We start from the raw sequence: 17,577 nt of genomic DNA, 5'->3' as shown, positions 1-17,577 counted from the left end.
CCCGCCCGAGCGGATGGCGAGACTGTTTGTTCCAGAAGACTTCAAGAAGAATTTCGCGGAAGTCGAACACAACGAGCGTTTCTTCCTCTCGACACATCCGTGACGCGACCGCCCCTTTATGGAAATACGGGAGAAGGCCATGCGAATATCACGATGGATCGCGTCCGCCGCCGTCGTCGGCGCCGGATTGCTGGCGCCGACGGCGCCGGCACTCGCCCAGGACGCCGCGCCGAGCCAGCCGAACATCCTCGTCATCTTCGGTGACGACATCGGCCAGACCAACATCAGCGCCTATAGCGAGGGCCTGGTCGGCTACCGGACGCCGAACATCGATCGCATCGCCAAGGAAGGCATCAAGTTCACCGACTACTACGCGGAGAACAGCTGCACCGCCGGACGCTCGACCTTCATCACCGGCCAGACCTGCCTGCGCACCGGCCTCTGCAAGGTCGGCATTCCCGGCGCCACCGTCGGATTGCAGGACCGCGACGTGACGATCGCGCAGGCGCTGAAGCCGCTCGGCTACGCCACCGGCCAGTTCGGCAAGAACCATCTCGGCGACCGCGACGAATACCTGCCGACCCGGCACGGCTTCGACGAGTTCTTCGGCAATCTCTACCATCTGAATGCCGAAGAGGAGCCGGAGCGGCCCTATTACCCGAAGGACGACCTGGCCTTCGTCAAGTCGAACTCGCCGCGCGGCGTGCTGCGCGCTTCCGCCGACGGCAAGATCGAGGATACCGGTCCGCTCGATCGCAAGCGGATGGAGACGATCGACGACGAGACCACCGCCGCCGCGATCGACTTCATCGACCGGCAGGTCAAGGCGAAGAAGCCGTTCTTCACCTGGATGAACACGACGCGCATGCACGCCTTCACGCATGTGCGCCCCGAAATGCAGGGCCAGAGCGGGATGCCCGGCAACGACTATGCCGACGGCATGATCGAGCATGACGGCGATGTCGGGAAGCTCTTGAAGGCGCTGGACGATCTCGGCATCGCCGACAACACCATCGTCGTCTACACGACCGACAACGGCCCGAACCAGTGGTCGTGGCCGGATGCGGCGACGACGCCGTTCCGCTCGGAGAAGGACACCAACTGGGAAGGCGCCTTCCGCGTGCCGGCGATGGTGCGCTGGCCGGGCCACATCAAGGCCGGCGAGGTTTCCAACCAGGTGGTCTCGGGCCTCGACTGGTTCCCGACCCTGCTGGCGGCGGCGGGCGAGCCGGACATCAAGGACAAGCTGCTCAAGGGCACGCAGCTCGGCAGCAACAGCTTCAAGGTCCATCTCGACGGCTACAACCAGCTGCCCTACCTGACCGGCCAGGCGCCGAAATCCGCGCGCAACGAGTTCTTCTATTTCAACGATGACGGCAATCTCGTCGCCTATCGCTACAACGACTGGAAGATCGTCTTCTGCGAGCAGCGCGCGCCGGGCGGCTTCCCGGTCTGGGCAAACCCCTTCACCTGCCTTCGGGCGCCGAAGGTCTTCAACCTCCGCATGGACCCGTTCGAGCGGGCGGACGTCGTCTCCGACCAGTATTACGACTGGCTGGCGAAGAACGCCTACCTGATCCAGTACGGCGTCTGGCGCGTCGCGCCCTTCCTCGAGACCTTCAAGGAATTCCCGCCGAGCCAGCGCCCGGCGAGCTTCAGCGTCGACCAGATGGTCGAGGCGCTGATGAAGTCGCTCGAAGGCGGGCCGAAGCCGAACTAGTCGCCGCGGGGAGACGGGCGGGTCCCCTCGCCCGTCTCCCTTCGGGAAGCGTTGTTTCAGACAGCCAAGGCATCTCTATCGCAACGGACAGCATCGCAATCCAACGGACATTTTGAACCCTTTTGTCTTTGTGGAGAATGGCATGACAGACCGGCAGGAAGAGACTGGGCATACGACCGAGAGCGTCAGCCGGCGCTCGCTTCTCAAGGGAACGACCGCGCTGATCGCGACGTCGGCGCTGGTCGCCGGCGCCGCCTCGGCGGCGCGGCCGGTTTCCGCTCTGGCGCAGGACGCGGCGAAGACGCCGGCCGCGTCGGGCAAGACGCCGAACATCCTCGTCATCTTCGGCGACGACATCGGCATCCCGCAGATCAGCGCCTACACGATGGGGCTGATGGGTTACCGGACACCCAATATCGACCGGATCGCCAGCGAAGGCGCGATCTTCACCGATTCCTACGGACAGCAGAGCTGCACCGCCGGCCGCGCCTCCTTCATCCTGGGCCAGGAACCGTTCCGCACCGGCCTCCTGACGATCGGCATGCCGGGCGACCCGCACGGCATCCAGGACTGGATGCCGACGATCGCCGACGTGCTGAAGACCAAGGGCTACGCCACCGGCCAGTTCGGCAAGAACCATCTCGGCGACCAGGACCAGCATCTGCCGACCAATCACGGCTTCGACGAGTTCTTCGGCAATCTCTACCACCTGAACGCCGAGGAGGAGCCGGAGGGCTATTTCTACCCGAAGGATCCCGAATTCCGGAAGAAATACGGCCCGCGCGGCGTCATCCACTCCTTCGCCGACGGCAAGATCGAGGATACCGGCCCGCTCAACACCAAGCGGATGGAGACCATCGACGAGGAGTTCCTGGCCGCCGCCAAGGACTTCATCGACCGCCAGCACAAGGCCGACAAGCCGTTCTTCGTGTGGTTCAACTCGACCCGCATGCACATCTTCACCCACCTGAAGCCGGAATCGAACGGCAAGACGGGCAAGGGCCTGCACGCCGACGGCATGGCGGAGCATGACGGCCATGTCGGCCAGCTTCTGCAGCAGCTCGACGATCTCGGCATCACCGAAGACACCATCGTGCTCTACACCACCGACAACGGCGCCGAGATCGCGCTCTGGCCGGATGGCGCCATGACGATGTTCCACGGCGAGAAGGGCACCACCTGGGAGGGCGGCTTCCGCATCCCGATGATGGTGCGCTGGCCGGGCGTGGTGAAGCCCGGCACCCAGATCAACGATCCCGTGACGCTGATCGACTGGCTGCCGACCTTCGCCACCGCCGCCGGCATTCCCGACGTCAAGGAGCAGATGAAGAAGGGCTTCGCCGCCGGATCCAAGACCTTCAAGGTGCATCTCGACGGCTACGACCTCAGCGATCTGCTGAAGGGCGACGCGAAGGACCCGCCGCGCGACGCGGTCTATTATTTCGACCAGGGCGGCAATCTGAACGCCATCCGCTGGAACGACTGGAAGCTCTCCTTCGCCATCGCCAGCGAGGGCAATATCGCGACGGCGACGCGCGAGGTGCCCAACTGGGCCCTGATCACCAACCTCCGGATGGATCCCTACGAGCGCGGCTTGCACGAGGGTGGCGGCGCCACCGAATTCCTGGCGCGCAACATGTGGCTGCTGGTGCCGATCCAGGGGAAGATCAAGGAATTCTTCGCCGACTTCAGCGAGTTCCCCTACCAGGAGGGCAGCACGCTGAACGCGAGCGGGATCAATTACGGCCTGCTGCGCCAGCAGGCCGCGCTGCAGCGCCTGAAACAGCTGGAGTCGCTGGCGCCGCAATAAACACGAAGATGGCGGTCTCCCGGCCCCCGGGAGACCGCAACACGCGAAGGACGCTGCCATGTCAGCCGAGACGAAAGCGCAAGAACGGCCCGCTGCCGATACGATGGTCTGGATTCCCGGCGGTACGTTCCGCATGGGCTCCGACGAGCATTATCCGGAGGAGAAGCCGAGCCACCGCGTCACGGTCGACGGATACTTCATCGATCCGACGCCGGTGACCAATGCCGAGTTCCGCCGCTTCGTCGAGGCGACCGGCCATGTCACCTTCGCCGAGATCGCGCCGGACCCGAAGGATTACCCGAACGCCCTGCCGCACATGCTGAAGGCGGGATCGCTGGTCTTCACCCCGCCCGACTATCCCGTCGACACGCGCGACTGGTCGCAATGGTGGGCGTTCCGCTTCCGCGCCAACTGGCGCCGGCCCTATGGCCCCGGCAGCTCGATCAAGGGCCTCGACGACCATCCGGTCGTGCATGTCGCCTATAGCGACGCCGAGGCCTATGCGAAGTGGGTCGGCAAGGAACTGCCGACCGAGGCGGAGTGGGAATTCGCCGCCCGCGGCGGCCTCGACGGCGCCGAATTCGCCTGGGGCGACGAGCTCAACCCGGACGGCCGCGAGATGGCCAATACCTGGCAGGGCCTCTTTCCCTCGCAGAATTTGAAGACCGACGGCTATGAGCGCACCTCGCCGGTCGGCGTCTTCCCGCCGAACGGCTACGGCCTCTACGACATGATCGGCAATGTCTGGGAATGGACCTCGGATTTCTGGTCGACGCGCCACCCGGCCGATGCGCCGAAGGCGTGCTGCGTGCCGGAGAACCCGCGCGGCGGCCCGATGGAGGCGAGCTACGACCCACGCCAGCCGGAGGTCCGCATCCCGCGCAAGGTGCTGAAGGGCGGCTCGCATCTCTGCGCGCCGAACTATTGCCGGCGCTACCGCCCGGCCGCCCGCCACGCCGAGCCGATCGATACCTCGACCAGCCATGTCGGGTTCCGCTGCGTCCGTCGCACGCGGCCCGGCTAGGCGCTCCCAACAGAAGCGGAGGACAAGGATGAGTGCATTTGCCCGCCTGACACGACGCACCCTGCTTCAGCTCGGCCTCGCCGGGACGCTGGCCCTCTCGGTCGCGCTGCCCGTGGCGGCCGAGGCCGATCCACTGCCATCCTGGAACGACGGCGCCGCCAAGACCGCGATCGTCGATTTCGTGACCCGGACGACGACGCCCGGCCCCGACTTCGTCGCCGTCGGCGACCGCATCGCCACCTTCGACAATGACGGCACGCTCTGGTCCGAGAAGCCGTTCTACTTCCAGGGCGTCTTCGTCATGGACCGGATCAAGGCGATGGCCAAGGACCATCCCGAATGGAAGGACACGCAGCCCTTCAAGGGCGTGCTGGAAAACGACATGAAGGCTGTGGTGGCGTCGGGCCACAAGGGCCTCGGCGAACTCCTCGCCGCCAGTTCCTCCGGCATGTCGGTCGAGGACTTCTCGGCGCAAGTGGTCGAATGGACCAAGACGGCGCGCGAGCCGCGCTTCAACAAGCCCTATACGGATCTCGTCTTCCAGCCGATGCTTGAGTTGCTCGCCTATCTGCGCGCCAACGACTACCAGACCTTCATCGTCTCCGGCGGCGGCGTCGAGTTCATGCGGCCCTGGACCGAGGGCGTCTACGGCATCCCGCCGCAGCAGGTCGTCGGCTCCTCCGGCAAGACCGAATTCAAGCTCGATGGCGACAAGGTCTCGATCCAGAAGCTGCCGGCGATCGAGTTCGTCGATGACGGCCCCGGCAAGCCGGTCGGCATCAATCGGTTCATCGGCAAGCGCCCCGTCTTCGCCGCCGGCAATTCCGACGGCGATCTCGAGATGCTGCAATGGACGACGCTCAACCCCGGCCCGCGCTTCGGCATGATCGTCCACCACACCGACGCCAAGCGCGAATGGGCCTATGACCGGGATTCCGATGTCGGCAAGCTCGACAAGGCGCTCGACGAAGCGCCGAAGCGCGGCTGGACGGTGGTCAGCATGAAGGATGACTGGAAGGTCATCTACCCGTTCGAGAAATGAGGCGGGAGCAGCCGGTGGCGATATTGGAACCTCAGCGCGCTTCTTCGACGTTCCCGGAGAAGCGCGTCCCCCTCTCCCCACCAAACTCAGCCAACATCCTGAGATATCAGGCGCAGCCGGGCCGCGAAGGAGGGTCCAGGGAACACCGGATGTCGCCATGCAGTCCATGGCCCGTGCGCAGTGCACCGTCGCCCCGGCGAAGGCCGGGGCCCATGAACACCGGCCAAGAAAGCTTGGCTCAGCCTGCTCGCCACGGGCCGGTGTGTATGGATCCCGGCCTTCGCCGGGATGACGACGGAGGGTGTACCAACTCGGATCAAGCAGGAAGATCGGACTGAAAGCGGCCGCCACCCCTCTCCACCCCCCGCCCGCCTCTCCCTTCAGAAGAGCCAACTACCCCACCTCCAGCCAGACGGATCCCGCTCCCGATGACAGCCCGCGACTCCATCCTCGAAATCGAAAAGCGCGTGAACGCCGCCGTCATTGGCCAGGAGCGCGTGGTCGAGCGGCTCGTCATCGCGCTGCTCGCCAATGGCAACGTGCTGGTCGAGGGCCTGCCCGGCCTTGCCAAGACGCGCGCCATCAAGAGCCTGTCGAAGGCGCTGGAATCGGAATTCAGCCGCATCCAGTTCACGCCGGACCTGCTGCCCTCCGACGTCACCGGCGGCGAGATCTATCGCACCGATGCCGGCGGCGCCGGCTCGTTCGAGTTCCGCAAGGGGCCGATCTTCGGCAACCTCGTGCTCGCCGACGAGATCAACCGCGCCCCCGCCAAGGTGCAGTCGGCGCTGCTCGAGGCGATGGAGGAACGCCAGGTCACCGTCTCCGGCAAGCGCTACACGCTGCCGGATCTCTTCATGGTGCTGGCAACGCAGAACCCGATCGAGCAGGAAGGCACCTATCCGCTGCCCGAAGCCCAGATGGACCGCTTCCTGATGCATGTCCGGATCGACTATCCGAGCGACGGCGACGAGGTGAAGGTGCTGCAGCTGGTGCGCGCCGAGACCGCCGGCACGTCCGCCGCCGATCCGGAAAAGATCCCGCAGCAGGTGATCTTCGACGCCCGCAAGGAGATCGACGCGGTGAAATCGGCCGACGCGGTCGAGACCTACATCGTCGCGCTGATCGCGGCGAGCCGGCGCCCGGCCGAGTTCGGCGACAAGCTGAAGGACTGGATCGCCATCGGCGCCAGCCCGCGCGGTTCGCTGGCGCTCGACAAGTCGTCGCGCGTCTTCGCCTGGCTGCAGGGCCGCGACTACGTCACGCCGGAGGACGTGCAGGCGGTCGCGCATGACTGCCTGCGCCATCGCCTGTCGCTGACCTACGAGGCGAGCGCCGACGGGCTGCATGCCGACGACGTCATCGACGAGATCGTCAAGCAGGTCGCCGTGGCGGTTTGATCGGGAGGCGACGATGGCGGCACCCACGCTTGTGGCCAACAAGACCTCGGGATCGGCGCGAGCCTATGTGACGCTCGACGAATTGCTGCGGCTCCGCCACAGCGCCAAGGGCTTCAGCTTCCTGCCGCGCCAGCCGGTGCACAGCCTGCTGACCGGCCGCCACGCCTCGCGGCTGCGCGGACGCGGCCTCGATTTCGAGGAATTGCGCCATTATTACGAGGGCGACGACACGCGCACGATCGACTGGGCGGCGACGGCCCGGCTCGGCAGCCCGCATGTCCGCGTCTTCACCGAGGAGCGCGACCGCAGCGTGCTGCTCCTCGTCGACCAGCGCCTGTCGATGTTCTTCGGCAGCAAACTGATGATGAAATCCGTCGCCGCGGCCGAAGCCGCCGCGCTCTCCGCCTGGCGCGTCACCTCGCTCGGCGACCGGATCGGCGCCATCGTCTATTCCGAGGACCGGATCACCGAACTCCAGCCGGAAGCGCGCGAAAAGGGCGTGCTGCCGATCCTGCACGAGGTGGCGCGGCAGAACGCGGCGCTGAAGGCGACCGACGAGCGCGCCGCCGATCCCGGCCTGTTCAACGAGGCGCTGCGGCGCGCCGCCCGGCTCGTCCATCACGATGGCCTCGTCTGCGTCATCTCCGACGCCTATGGCGCCGACGCCGAGACGGTGAAGCTGGTGACGAAGATCACCGCGCATAACGACGTGCTGGCGATCTTCGTCTCCGATCCGATCGAGGCGGAGCTGCCGGCGCTCGGTCGCGTCATCGTCGGCGAGGGCGACAACCAGATCGAGGTCGACAGCGGCTCGACGGCGCTGCGCGGCCGCTTCGCGCAGAGCTTTTCCGAGCGGCGCGACAGCCTCGAGAGCTTCTCGCGGAAGCGGACGATCCCGGTGCTGCCGATCGAGACCGGCCGGGACGTCTCGGCCCAGTTGCGCGACCTTCTCGGCCAGCGGCTGGCGCATGCGCGAACCGGCGCACGGGCGGCGTCATGAGCGGCGATCCCTCCGATCTCTCCAATCTGCGCGACATCGTGCTGCCGCCGCCGGTCTCCTATTGGCCACCGGCGCCCGGCTGGTGGATCCTCGCCGCCGCACTCGCCGCCCTGTTGGCGCTCTTCGCCGCACGACAGATCGTCCGCCATCGCCACGATGCCTATCGCCGCGCGGCGCTGAAGGAGCTCGCCGCCCTGCCCGCGCCGCTCGACGCCGAGGGCGCCGAGAGGCTGTCGGCGATCCTGAAGCGCGCCGCGCTGGTGGCCTTCCCGCGTGCCGAGGTCGCCGGCCTGACCGGGATCGCCTGGCTCCGCTTCCTCGACACGACCGGGCGGATGCAGGCCTTCGAAAGCGGCCCGGCCGCCCCCTTGCCGCAGATCGCCCTCGGCGCCTCGGTCCCGTCCGACGATCGCGCCATCCGGAATGCGGCGCGCGACTGGCTGCGCCGCCACCGCGCGGCGGGGTGGTAGCCATGCCGAGCTTCGCCTATCCCTGGCTCATCCTGCTTCTGCCGCTGCCGCTCGTCGTCTATTACTGGCTGCCGCGCCATCGCGAGCGCCGGCCGGCGCTGCGGGTGCCGTTCTTCACCAGGCTGGTGACGCTGACCGGTGCGAAGCCCGAGGGCGGCGCCGTCGTCGGCCGACGCGGCATCCGGCGCAGCATCCTGCTCACGCTCTGCTGGCTTCTCGCCGTCGCAGCGCTGATGCGACCGCAATGGATCGAGCCGCCGCTGCATTTCGACAAGCCGGCGCGCGACCTGCTGCTGCTCGTCGACCTCTCCGGCTCGATGGACACCAAGGATTTCACCGATGCGAGCGGCGCCACCGTCAACCGGCTGACCGCCGTCAAGGGCGTGCTGACCGACTTCCTGAAGCGGCGCGAGGGCGACCGGGTCGGCGTCGTCGTGTTCGGCGACGCGCCGTTCACGCTGGCGCCCTTCACCACCGATCTGGCCTTGTCCGAGCGGTTGGTGAACGAGATGCAGGTCGGCATGGCCGGGCCGCGCACCGCCTTCGGCGACGCCATCGGCCTCGGCATCAACATGTTCGCCAAGTCGACCGTACCGGCGAAGACCATGATCGCGCTCACCGACGGCAACGACACGGCGAGCCAGATCCCGCCCGACCAGGCGGCCCGCATCGCCAAGGCCAACGGCATCGTCATCCACACCGTCGCGGTCGGTGACCCCGCCGCCGCCGGCGAGGACAAGCTCGACGAGGCGGCGCTGCAGGACGTCGCCAGCGCCACCGGCGGCGGCTATTACCGCGCCATGGACCGCGAGCAGCTGGCGACCATCTACGACAAGCTCGACCAGATCGAGACCCGCAAGGTCGACACCGTCACCTTCCGCCCGAAGACGGAGCTCTACTGGATCCCGCTCGGGGCGCTGGTGGTCGTCTCCATGCTCGGCCAGGCGCTGCTGCTGGTGCGCTGGCCGCATCGCCGCCCGGCGGGCGAAGCGAAAGTGGAGGCGGCATGAGCACGTTCCTCGCCGCCTTCCATTTCATTCGCCCCTGGTGGCTGCTGCTGCTCTTGCCGGCCTTCCTGCTCTGGTGGGCGGAGCGGCGCTCGGCTGACAGCACCAATCGCTGGCAGAAGGTGATCGATCCCGAGCTCCTGAAGCATCTCGTCACCGGCGGCGAGGCGCGCCGCCGCATCCGTCCCGGCGACGTCGCGCTTCTGGGCTGGATCCTCGGCATCGTCGCCCTCGCCGGCCCGACCTGGCGCGAGGTGCCCTCGCCCTTCGCCGCCGCCGCGCGGCCGGCAATGATCCTCCTCAAGGTGACGCCGTCCATGCTGACGACCGACCTCGCCCCGACTCGGCTCGATCGCGCCCGCCAGAAGCTCGACGACCTCTTGAAGAGCCGCGCCGGCGCGCCGACCGGCCTCGTCGCCTATGCCGGCTCCGCCCATCTCGTCCTGCCGCCGACCGTCGATGGCGACGTCGTGTTGACCATGGCGAAGGCGCTGTCGCCGGAGATCATGCCGCGCGAGGGCGACGCGCTTGGCGAGGCGGTGACGCTCGCCGCCTCGGTACTTGCGGACGCGAAGCTCGGCGGCTCGATCCTCGTCCTCGCCGACACGGCGGCGCCCGACGAGGCCGCGACGCTGGCAAAGCCCGCCGTGCCGGTGACCATCCTCGGCCTGACGCCACCGGATGTCGCCGCCGATGCCGGCCTCGCCGACGCGGCGAAGGCGCTCGGCGCGACGCTGGTCGCAACCAGCGTCGACGATGCCGACGTCGAGACGATGAGCCGCCGCCTCGCCGCTGGCGCCGCCCCCACCCTCGGCCAGGGCGAGGGCGAGCGCTGGGAGGAAGCCGGCTACTGGCTGATGCCGCTGATCGCGCTGATCGCGCTCCTCTGGTTCCGCCGCGGCTGGGTGCTGGCATGACAACGTCCCCGCCCCGGATCGGCCGAAAGGCGCTCCTTGTCCTCGGCGTCGCCGTCACGGCGCTGGCGCTCGGCGCGGCGAAGATGGGCTGGAACGACCTCTGGGCCTCGCCCGACCAGCGCGGCCGCTATCTCTTCGAACGAGGCCGCTATGCCGACGCGGCGGAAAGTTTTCGCGACCCCGTCTGGCGCGGCGCGGCGTTGATGCGGGCGGGCGATTTCAAGGCGGCAGCCGAGGCGTTCAGCCGCCGCGACACGGCGGAAGGCGCCTATGACCAGGGCAACGCGCTGGTCATGCTCGGCCAGTACGAGGCGGCGGTCGGCCGCTATGACCGCGCGCTGGAACTGAAGCCCGGCTGGGACGACGCGACCGCGAACCGAAAACTGGCGCAGATCCGCGCCGACAAGATGAAGGCGCCCGGCGGCGATCTCGGCGACCAGGAGGAAGGCGCCGACGAGATCGTCTACGACAAGGACGCCAAGAACCCGGACGGCCAGGACACGCAGGTCAACGACCAGCCGATGAGCGACGAACAGGTCCGCGCGCTCTGGCTGAAGCGGGTGCAGACCAAGCCGGCCGATTTCCTGCGCGCCCGCTTCGCCTATCAGCTGCAGGCGACGCCACCACCGGCGGGGGCCCAGCCATGAGACACGCCCTCGCCGCCCTCGCGTTCCTCTTCGCCATCGTGCCGGCCTTGGCGCAGCAGACGCCACCCGATGCGGCGCCGGCGGCCGCCCCAGCAACAGCCCCGGTCGTCCGCACCACGCTCGACCCGAAGGAAGGCGCCGTGATCGGCCAGCATGTTTCGCTCTATGTCGACGTGCTGTTTCCCGGCGACATGCCGCGCCCGCCGCGCGTCGCCATTCCCGACATGCCCGGCGCGCAGGTGATGCGCTTCGAGACACAGGGAACGACGATCCGCGACACGGTCGACGGCGCCGCCTATGTCGGCCAGCGTTTTGAATTCGCCGTGTTCCCGCGCCGCAGTGGCCCGCTCGAGATCCCGCCCGCGACCGTCACCCTGCTCGACCGCGCCGGCGGCGTCACCGGCACGATCGCCGGCCAGAGCGTGCAGGAGACAATCGTCGCGCCGGAGGGCATCGACGCCAATTCGCTCGTGGTGGCGACCGAAAAGCTGACGCTCGAGCAGAGCTGGATGCCCGATCCCGCCGGCACGTTCCATCCGGGCGACGCGCTCGTCCGCACCATCACCCGCACGGCAACGGACATCCCGGCGCTCGCCATGCGCGACCTTGCCTTCCCCGCCCCCGACGGGGTCCGCGTCTATGTCGACGCGCCCGTCAGCCAGGACCAGAGCGAGCGCGGCACGATCACCGGCAGGCGCGTCGACAAGGTGACCTATGTGTTTGAGAAGGCAGGCTCGTTCGCCTTGCCGGCCGTGGCGCAGCCCTGGTGGAACCTCGCCGACAAGCAGGCGGAAAGCGCCACCAGCGCGGCCACGACCGTCACGGTCCAGGCAGGGCCGGCGCCGGCTGCCACGCCGGGCGCCGCCTCGAAGCCGGTCCGGCCGGCGGTCTGGGTGTCGCTCGCGGCAATCGCGATCCTCGCCGCGCTAGCGCTCGCGATGCTCTGGCGAAAAGGACGCGCCCACACCGCCCGCCGCCGCGCCGAATGGGCCGTGTCCGAGCCGGCGGCATTCAAAGCGCTCACCCGCGCCTGCGGCAGCGGCGACGTGGCGGCGATCTACGCGGCGCTCGCCACCTGGCGCTCCCGCCTGCCCGCCGCCTGGCCGCCACCGCCCGATGCAAGCGTGCTCGAGGCGGCGCTGTTCGCCGACAAATCTGCCAAGCGGCCAGCATGGTCGAGGGCGATGGCGCACGAGCTCCTGTCAAAGCTCCGCCTCTATCGCCGCGCCGCCCTCGCGACACCGGCGGAGCGCGCGGCCCCGCCGCTGCCGCCGCTCAACCCGGCGAATACCGGTCTCTCTCAGCCGGCAAACGCGTCCATCAGGATATAGGTGCCGGCCTGGCGCTGATGCGCGTCGATAAGCGGGACCAGCCGGGTGAAATGCTCGCTCCGGCAATGCGCATCGAGCGCTGCGCGATCCGGCCATGCCTCGATGAAGATGAAGTGGCCGGGATCCTTCTGGTCGATGAAAAGGTCATAGGCGAGACAAAGCGGCTCCTGCCGCGTCTTCTCGACCAGCTCGCGATAGAGCGGCAGCACGAGCTCGACGCTGTCCTGCTTGATGAAATCCTGCGCGATGACCTTCAGCATGCTCCGAATCTCCGCCGATGTTCCAGTCGCCCTGTCGCAAATGCGACGACCGAAAGCCAGTCGATGAAGACCGCTCGCCTCTCGCCTCCCCCTGCACCCGCACGCTCGCCGTCATCCCGGACGCAGCGGAGCGGAGATCCGGGATCCATTCAGCCGGGAAATCGGGAGTCCGGCGGATGGATGGATCCCTGCTTTCGCAGGGATGACGGTGGAGGGTGGGGATGTCGGGGCGTTCCAAGGCCATTTGCCGGGCGACAGCGGCGTGCCGGCGCGGCAGGTTCCCCTTACGACATCCCTAAACTCCGCCATCATCCTGAGGTGCCCGGCGCAGCCGGGCCTCGAAGGAGGGTCCAGGAAACGCCCCTGATGTAGATCCCGTCGGATTTCGCCTGACTTCCGGACGTCGTCGGCAAACTGGCCCCTCCTTCGAGGCTTCGCTCGCGCGAAGCACCTCAGGATGATGGCGGTGTCGGTCGATCTGTCCGCAAGGCTCTGTAGCTGGCCGCCGTCTGAACCCTCGAAACGCCACGCGTCCCCACCCTCGCCGTCATCCCGGACGCAGCGGAGCGGAGATCCGGGATCCATTCAGCCGGAATACCGGGAGTCCGGCGGATGCATGGATCCCTGCTTTCGCAGGGATGACGGCGAGGGTGGGGATGTCGGGGCGTTCCAGGGCCGGCGGCCGAACCGTGACTGTTCGCACGACATGCGCACCCTTCCCACAGCGAAGCCCCCCGGTTGCCACCACACCGGCGGCCCCCTATGCAGGATCCCAATCACGGACCCCGTCCCCGTTCCAGCCGAGAGCCTGCACGTTTGTCCTGCCGACGACCTGCCCGACCCGCCCGCCCGGGCCGCGCCACCCGATGACCGGGCTTGCCGCCTATACCGGGCTGTTCCTGGCCGCACTCGCCGCCGCGACCATCCTGCCGATGCAGTCGGAGGCCGTGCTGGTCGGGCTGCTGCTCGCCGATTATTCGCCGTGGCTGCTGCTCGCGGTGGCAAGCCTCGGCAATGTTCTCGGCTCGCTGATCAACTGGTTCCTCGGCCGCGGCGTCGCGCGTTATCGCGACCGGCGCTGGTTTCCCGTCAGTCCCGAGCGGCTGGCGCAGGCGGAAAACTGGTATCGGCGCTACGGAAAATGGTCGCTGCTCCTGAGCTGGGCGCCCGTCATCGGCGATCCGCTCACCGTCGTCGCAGGCGTCCTGCGCGAGCCGCTGCCGATGTTTCTCGTCCTCGTCACCATCGCCAAGGTCGGCCGCTATCTGGTGCTCGCGGCGATCACGCTGAGCTGGATGGGCTGAGCTCGCTCGCGAACATCTCACGCGCTTGTGTTGAAAGATCAACTTCGGCGCGGTCGCGCATGCCGTTAGGGAAGGTCATATTGCCCTGCATCCAAACGCGGGCTGGCGCGTTGGGGGTGCGGGAGGAATGCGACAATGACCATGCAATCTGCGGAAGTCAGCCGGGCTTCATTCGGATATCTGCCGGAAGGCGTGATGACCACGATCGGCGACGGCACGTCGACCCTGACCGCGCTCCGGCAATGGCGCGGGTTCACCTGCAGCGAACTGAGCGACCGCTCCGGCGTCGACCTGATCATCATCATGCTGGCCGAGCGCGGCAGCGATTTGTTGCCGGAAGAACGCGCCGCCATCGCCGAGATCCTGTCGGTCGATCCGGATCTCCTGGGGGTCTGAACCCTCTGTCCTGGCCAGAGCGACACGCGCAACGAGGGCGCGAGCCACAGGGCATGAAAACATTCAACAGGGCTTCCCGAGCCTTTTTCCTCAGAGGCGCAGCCAGCGGCTGCTGACGGCGACGCCGACCAACAGCGCGGCGATGATCAGGAACGAGGCCGACAGGCTCGACGCGTGGGCGACGAAGCCGATCGCCGCCGGGCCGGCCAGGATGCCGGCATAGCCGAGCGTGGTGACGGCGGGGATGGCGATGTGCTCGGGCATCGTGTTCTGCCGGCCGACGGCGCTGTAGAGCACCGGCACGACATTGGAACAGCCGGCGCCGACCAGCGCATAGCCGAGCAATCCCGCTTCCCAGACCGGAACCAGCGTCGCCAGCACCAGACCGGCCGCGGCGCAGAGCCCGCCGAAGACGAGGACGTTGCGCTGGCCGGCCCGGCGCACGATCCAGTCGCCGGTCAGCCGGCCGATCGTCATGGTGATGGCGAAGGCGGTGTAGCCGAGCCCGGCATGGGTCGGGTCGACGTTGCGCACCTGGGTCAGGAACACGGCGCTCCAGTCGAGCACGGCGCCCTCCGTCAGGAAGACGATGAAGCACAGCACGCCGATGAACAGCACGACGCCATGCGGCACGGCGAAGGCGGGGCCGCCGGCGCTGCTGCCATAGCGAAGCAGGTTCGGCGCGGCGGCGACGATCGCGACGAGCACGAGGGCGACGACGAGCAGCGCGGCGACGAAGGGCGACGCCCCCATCGCCAGCGCCAGGCTGACGCCGCCGGCGCCGACGATGCCGCCGACGCTGAACAGGCCGTGGAAGCCCGACATCATGGTGCGCCCGCTGGCGCGCTCGACGATCACCGCCTGGATGTTGACGACGCAATCGACCAGCCCGACGCCGGCGCCGAAGAGGAGCAGCGCCGGCACCAGCGCGGCGAAGCTCGAAAGCGTCGCGAGCAGCGGCAGAGCGAGCGCGAGCATGAGCACGCCGGCGATGATGATCCGCCGGCAGCCGAAGCGCGCGGCGAGCGCGCCGGACAGCGGCATCGAGACGATCGATCCGGCGCCAAGGCAGAGCAGCAACAGGCCGAGCGCGCCATCGTCGAGCCCGGCCCGCGCCTTGGCGAAGGGCACCAGCGGCGCCCAGGCCGCCATGCCGAAGCCGGCGATGAAGAAGGCGATGCGGGTCGAGAGCTGTTCGGGCGCGCCGGGAACGCTGGTCGCCGCCAAGTCGGAAGATACCATCGGGAAAAAACCTGTCGTAGCTCGGTCAGCGGTCTCGGCAGGCCGCGCGAGGACCGAATCCGCGCGGAACATGAATTTCCGATCACGGAAGATGTCGGCGCCGGGGTCAAGTCCCGCGCGACGTTTCGAGGGCCGGAAATCCCCTCCTTCGGCCGGATTCGAGAATCTTCAAAATAATCATCGGATGCCATGAACCTTTTCCGGCGTCGCAACGACCAATGGTCATCGGGACCGCGAAGGGCGGCTCCCGGAGATCCAGAGGGAGATCCAAGATGACCATTCTCAACACGATCCGCACCACCGCCACCGTCGCCGCGCTGGCGATCGCCACCATCGCCACGGCCTCGCTCGTCACCGCGAGCAGCGCCCAGGCCGGCCCGGGCTTCGGCGGCCCCGGCGGCTTCAGCGGCGGCTATGGCGGTGGTCACGGCGGTGGTCACGGCGGCCACGGTGGACATGGTGGTCACGGTGGCTGGGGCGGCCGCGGCTGGGGTGGCTGGAACGGCGGCATCTATATCGGCATCCCGGTTTACGCCGGCGCTTCGCAGGAATGCTATCGGGTCCGCCAGAAGGTCTATGTCCCCGGCGTCGGCCGGGTCTGGAAGCGGGTCGTCGTCTGCGATTGATCCGGGATGGCAGATGGCCCAGCAAGCGGGCGGCGGCGGACAGGGTTCCGCGGGCCGCCCGGCCCGCGCGGAGCGGAGTTGACCGCCGGCCCCGGAGCCGCCACGCTCCGTATCAGGACGCGGGAAGGACGGGGCCTCCCATGCTGGACACCAGGGACGATCAGCTGCTCGCACGGATCGCCGGGGGCGACCAGGCCGCGATGCGGTCGCTGTTCACAGCCCAGCATCTCCGCGTTCATCGCTACGTGCTTCGGCTGGTGCGGCGCGAGGACGTCGCCGAGGATGTGGTCACCGAGGTCTTCCTCGATGTCTGGCGCCAGGCGGCCCGCTTCGAGGGCCGCTCGAGCGTCACCACCTGGCTGCTGTCGATCGCCCGCTTCAAGGCCTATTCGGCGCTCCGCCGCCGCACCGAGGCGCCGCTCGACGAGGAATTCGCCGAGACGATCGAGGATCTCGACGATACGCCCGAAGTGACACTGCAGAAGTCGGACAAGGCCGGCGTGCTGCGCGCCTGCATCGACCGGCTGTCGCCGGAGCACCGCGAGGCGATCGACCTGGTCTACTACCAGGAACAATCGATCGAGGATGTCAGCCGCATCGTCGGCATACCGGAGAACACGGTGAAGACCCGCGTGTTCCACGCCCGCAAGCGGCTGTCGGAACTCTGCCGGGAAGCCGGACTGGATAGAGGTTGGCCATGACCCGCGACGAGATGGACGAACCCGGTGGGATCGAGGCGCTGCTGCCCTGGTACGCGGCCGGCACCCTCTCCGCCGAAGAGACCCGCGCGGTCGAGGCGGCGCTGGCATCCGACCCGCTGCTCCGCGCCCAGCTCGGCCGCATCGAGGAAGAGCGCGAGGCGACGATCGCCAGCGCCGAGGCGATGCCCCTGCCCTCGTCGCGCATGGCCGACCGGCTGTTCGCCGAGATCGCGAAACCGGCGCCCGCCCGCCAGCCGAGCTGGAGCGAACGCGTCTTCGGTCCGCTCGGCGAATGGCTCGCCGCGCTGACCGGTCCGCAGCTCGGAATGGGCGCCGCCGCCGCCGCGCTGGCACTCCTCGTGCTCGGCGGCGTCGTCGGCAATCAAATCGCGGGCCGCGGGGTAACGGGAGGTTACCAGACCGCTTCCGGTCCCGAGGCTGTTAACCCCTCCGGCACCTACCTGCTCGTCGCCTTCGAGCCGGCGGCGAAGGCCGAGGACATCGAGCGGCTGATCACCTCGCTCAACGCCACCATCGTCGATGGTCCCCGCGCCGGCGGGCTGTTCCGGCTCCGGATCGGCGAGGAAAGCATGAGCCCGGAAGAACGCCGGATCGTGCAGGAGGCGCTCGAAAACGCCAGGAGCGTGGTGAAGCTGGTCATAGCGGCCCCCTGACGACCG

At 68.2% G+C, this 17,577-nt stretch carries 18 protein-coding genes; 16 read left to right on the top strand and 2 right to left on the bottom strand.

Going from position 1 to position 17,577, the window contains the following annotated elements; all coding sequences use genetic code 11:
- Positions 1 to 139 precede the first annotated feature (139 nt).
- The 11 genes from K32_RS06355 (at position 140) to K32_RS06305 (ending at position 12,368) form a co-directional block, all read left to right on the top strand.
- Positions 140 to 1,720, top strand: coding sequence for an arylsulfatase (locus K32_RS06355; protein ID WP_201403211.1), 1,581 nt, complete (start codon positions 140 to 142; stop codon positions 1,718 to 1,720).
- A gap of 142 nt (positions 1,721 to 1,862) precedes the next feature.
- Positions 1,863 to 3,530, top strand: a complete 1,668-nt coding sequence (locus tag K32_RS06350) for an arylsulfatase (RefSeq protein WP_201403210.1) — start codon at positions 1,863 to 1,865, stop codon at positions 3,528 to 3,530.
- Positions 3,531 to 3,588: 58 nt separating this feature from the next.
- Positions 3,589 to 4,554 carry a formylglycine-generating enzyme family protein gene (locus K32_RS06345; protein ID WP_201403209.1) on the top strand — a complete coding sequence of 322 codons (966 nt, stop codon included), beginning with the start codon at positions 3,589 to 3,591 and terminating at the stop codon, positions 4,552 to 4,554.
- 28 nt (positions 4,555 to 4,582) lie between these two features.
- On the top strand, positions 4,583 to 5,596 hold the full coding sequence (locus K32_RS06340; RefSeq protein ID WP_201403208.1) for an HAD family phosphatase: 1,014 nt from the start codon (positions 4,583 to 4,585) through the stop codon (positions 5,594 to 5,596).
- A 428-nt stretch (positions 5,597 to 6,024) separates the two neighbouring features.
- Complete coding sequence (locus K32_RS06335; RefSeq protein ID WP_201403207.1) at positions 6,025 to 6,996, top strand: MoxR family ATPase; 972 nt, start codon at positions 6,025 to 6,027, stop codon at positions 6,994 to 6,996.
- Positions 6,997 to 7,009: 13 nt separating this feature from the next.
- Positions 7,010 to 7,996 carry a DUF58 domain-containing protein gene (locus tag K32_RS06330; protein ID WP_201403206.1) on the top strand — a complete coding sequence of 329 codons (987 nt, stop codon included), beginning with the start codon at positions 7,010 to 7,012 and terminating at the stop codon, positions 7,994 to 7,996.
- The gene (locus tag K32_RS06325) at positions 7,993 to 8,466 is read left to right on the top strand and encodes a DUF4381 domain-containing protein (RefSeq protein WP_201403205.1); all 474 of its coding nucleotides are present in this window, start codon (positions 7,993 to 7,995) and stop codon (positions 8,464 to 8,466) included. The genes K32_RS06330 and K32_RS06325 overlap by 4 nt, the downstream gene beginning before the upstream one ends.
- Before the next feature lie 2 nt (positions 8,467 to 8,468).
- Complete coding sequence (locus K32_RS06320; RefSeq protein ID WP_201403204.1) at positions 8,469 to 9,476, top strand: VWA domain-containing protein; 1,008 nt, start codon at positions 8,469 to 8,471, stop codon at positions 9,474 to 9,476.
- Complete coding sequence (locus tag K32_RS06315; protein ID WP_201403203.1) at positions 9,473 to 10,390, top strand: VWA domain-containing protein; 918 nt, start codon at positions 9,473 to 9,475, stop codon at positions 10,388 to 10,390. The genes K32_RS06320 and K32_RS06315 overlap by 4 nt, the downstream gene beginning before the upstream one ends.
- Positions 10,387 to 11,037, top strand: a complete 651-nt coding sequence (locus tag K32_RS06310; protein ID WP_201403202.1) for a tetratricopeptide repeat protein — start codon at positions 10,387 to 10,389, stop codon at positions 11,035 to 11,037. Before K32_RS06315 ends, K32_RS06310 begins: the two co-directional genes overlap by 4 nt.
- Positions 11,034 to 12,368, top strand: a complete 1,335-nt coding sequence (locus tag K32_RS06305) for a BatD family protein (protein ID WP_201403201.1) — start codon at positions 11,034 to 11,036, stop codon at positions 12,366 to 12,368. The genes K32_RS06310 and K32_RS06305 overlap by 4 nt, the downstream gene beginning before the upstream one ends.
- Here the strand turns inward: K32_RS06305 and K32_RS06300 are convergent.
- Positions 12,338 to 12,628 (bottom strand): putative quinol monooxygenase, encoded by a 291-nt coding sequence (locus K32_RS06300; RefSeq protein WP_201403200.1) that lies wholly within the window; start codon positions 12,626 to 12,628, stop codon positions 12,338 to 12,340. The genes K32_RS06305 and K32_RS06300 overlap by 31 nt on opposite strands.
- A gap of 866 nt (positions 12,629 to 13,494) precedes the next feature.
- On the opposite strand from K32_RS06300, the gene K32_RS06295 reads away from it, so the two are divergent.
- Together K32_RS06295 and K32_RS06290 are read left to right on the top strand one after the other, a co-directional pair.
- Complete coding sequence (locus K32_RS06295; protein ID WP_201403199.1) at positions 13,495 to 13,932, top strand: YqaA family protein; 438 nt, start codon at positions 13,495 to 13,497, stop codon at positions 13,930 to 13,932.
- Positions 13,933 to 14,067: 135 nt separating this feature from the next.
- Entirely contained in the window at positions 14,068 to 14,328 is a 261-nt protein-coding gene (locus tag K32_RS06290) for a hypothetical protein (protein ID WP_201403198.1), read from the top strand.
- Between the two features lie 90 nt (positions 14,329 to 14,418).
- Here the strand turns inward: K32_RS06290 and K32_RS06285 are convergent, their stop codons facing one another.
- Entirely contained in the window at positions 14,419 to 15,570 is a 1,152-nt protein-coding gene (locus K32_RS06285) for an MFS transporter (protein ID WP_201403197.1), read from the bottom strand.
- Between the two features lie 272 nt (positions 15,571 to 15,842).
- Between K32_RS06285 and K32_RS06280 the strand changes: the two genes are divergently transcribed.
- From K32_RS06280 to K32_RS06270, 3 genes are all read left to right on the top strand, one after another.
- Positions 15,843 to 16,196, top strand: coding sequence for a hypothetical protein (locus tag K32_RS06280; protein WP_201403196.1), 354 nt, complete (start codon positions 15,843 to 15,845; stop codon positions 16,194 to 16,196).
- 140 nt (positions 16,197 to 16,336) lie between these two features.
- Complete coding sequence (locus tag K32_RS06275) at positions 16,337 to 16,897, top strand: sigma-70 family RNA polymerase sigma factor (RefSeq protein WP_201403195.1); 561 nt, start codon at positions 16,337 to 16,339, stop codon at positions 16,895 to 16,897.
- The gene (locus tag K32_RS06270) at positions 16,894 to 17,571 is read left to right on the top strand and encodes an anti-sigma factor (RefSeq protein WP_201403194.1); all 678 of its coding nucleotides are present in this window, start codon (positions 16,894 to 16,896) and stop codon (positions 17,569 to 17,571) included. The genes K32_RS06275 and K32_RS06270 overlap by 4 nt, the downstream gene beginning before the upstream one ends.
- Positions 17,572 to 17,577: the final 6 nt, after the last annotated feature.

Origin of the sequence: Kaistia sp. 32K, from assembly GCF_016629525.1 — a bacterium.
In the GTDB taxonomy this organism is placed as follows: domain Bacteria; phylum Pseudomonadota; class Alphaproteobacteria; order Rhizobiales; family Kaistiaceae; genus Kaistia.
This window is presented reverse-complemented; position numbering and strand designations above follow the sequence as displayed.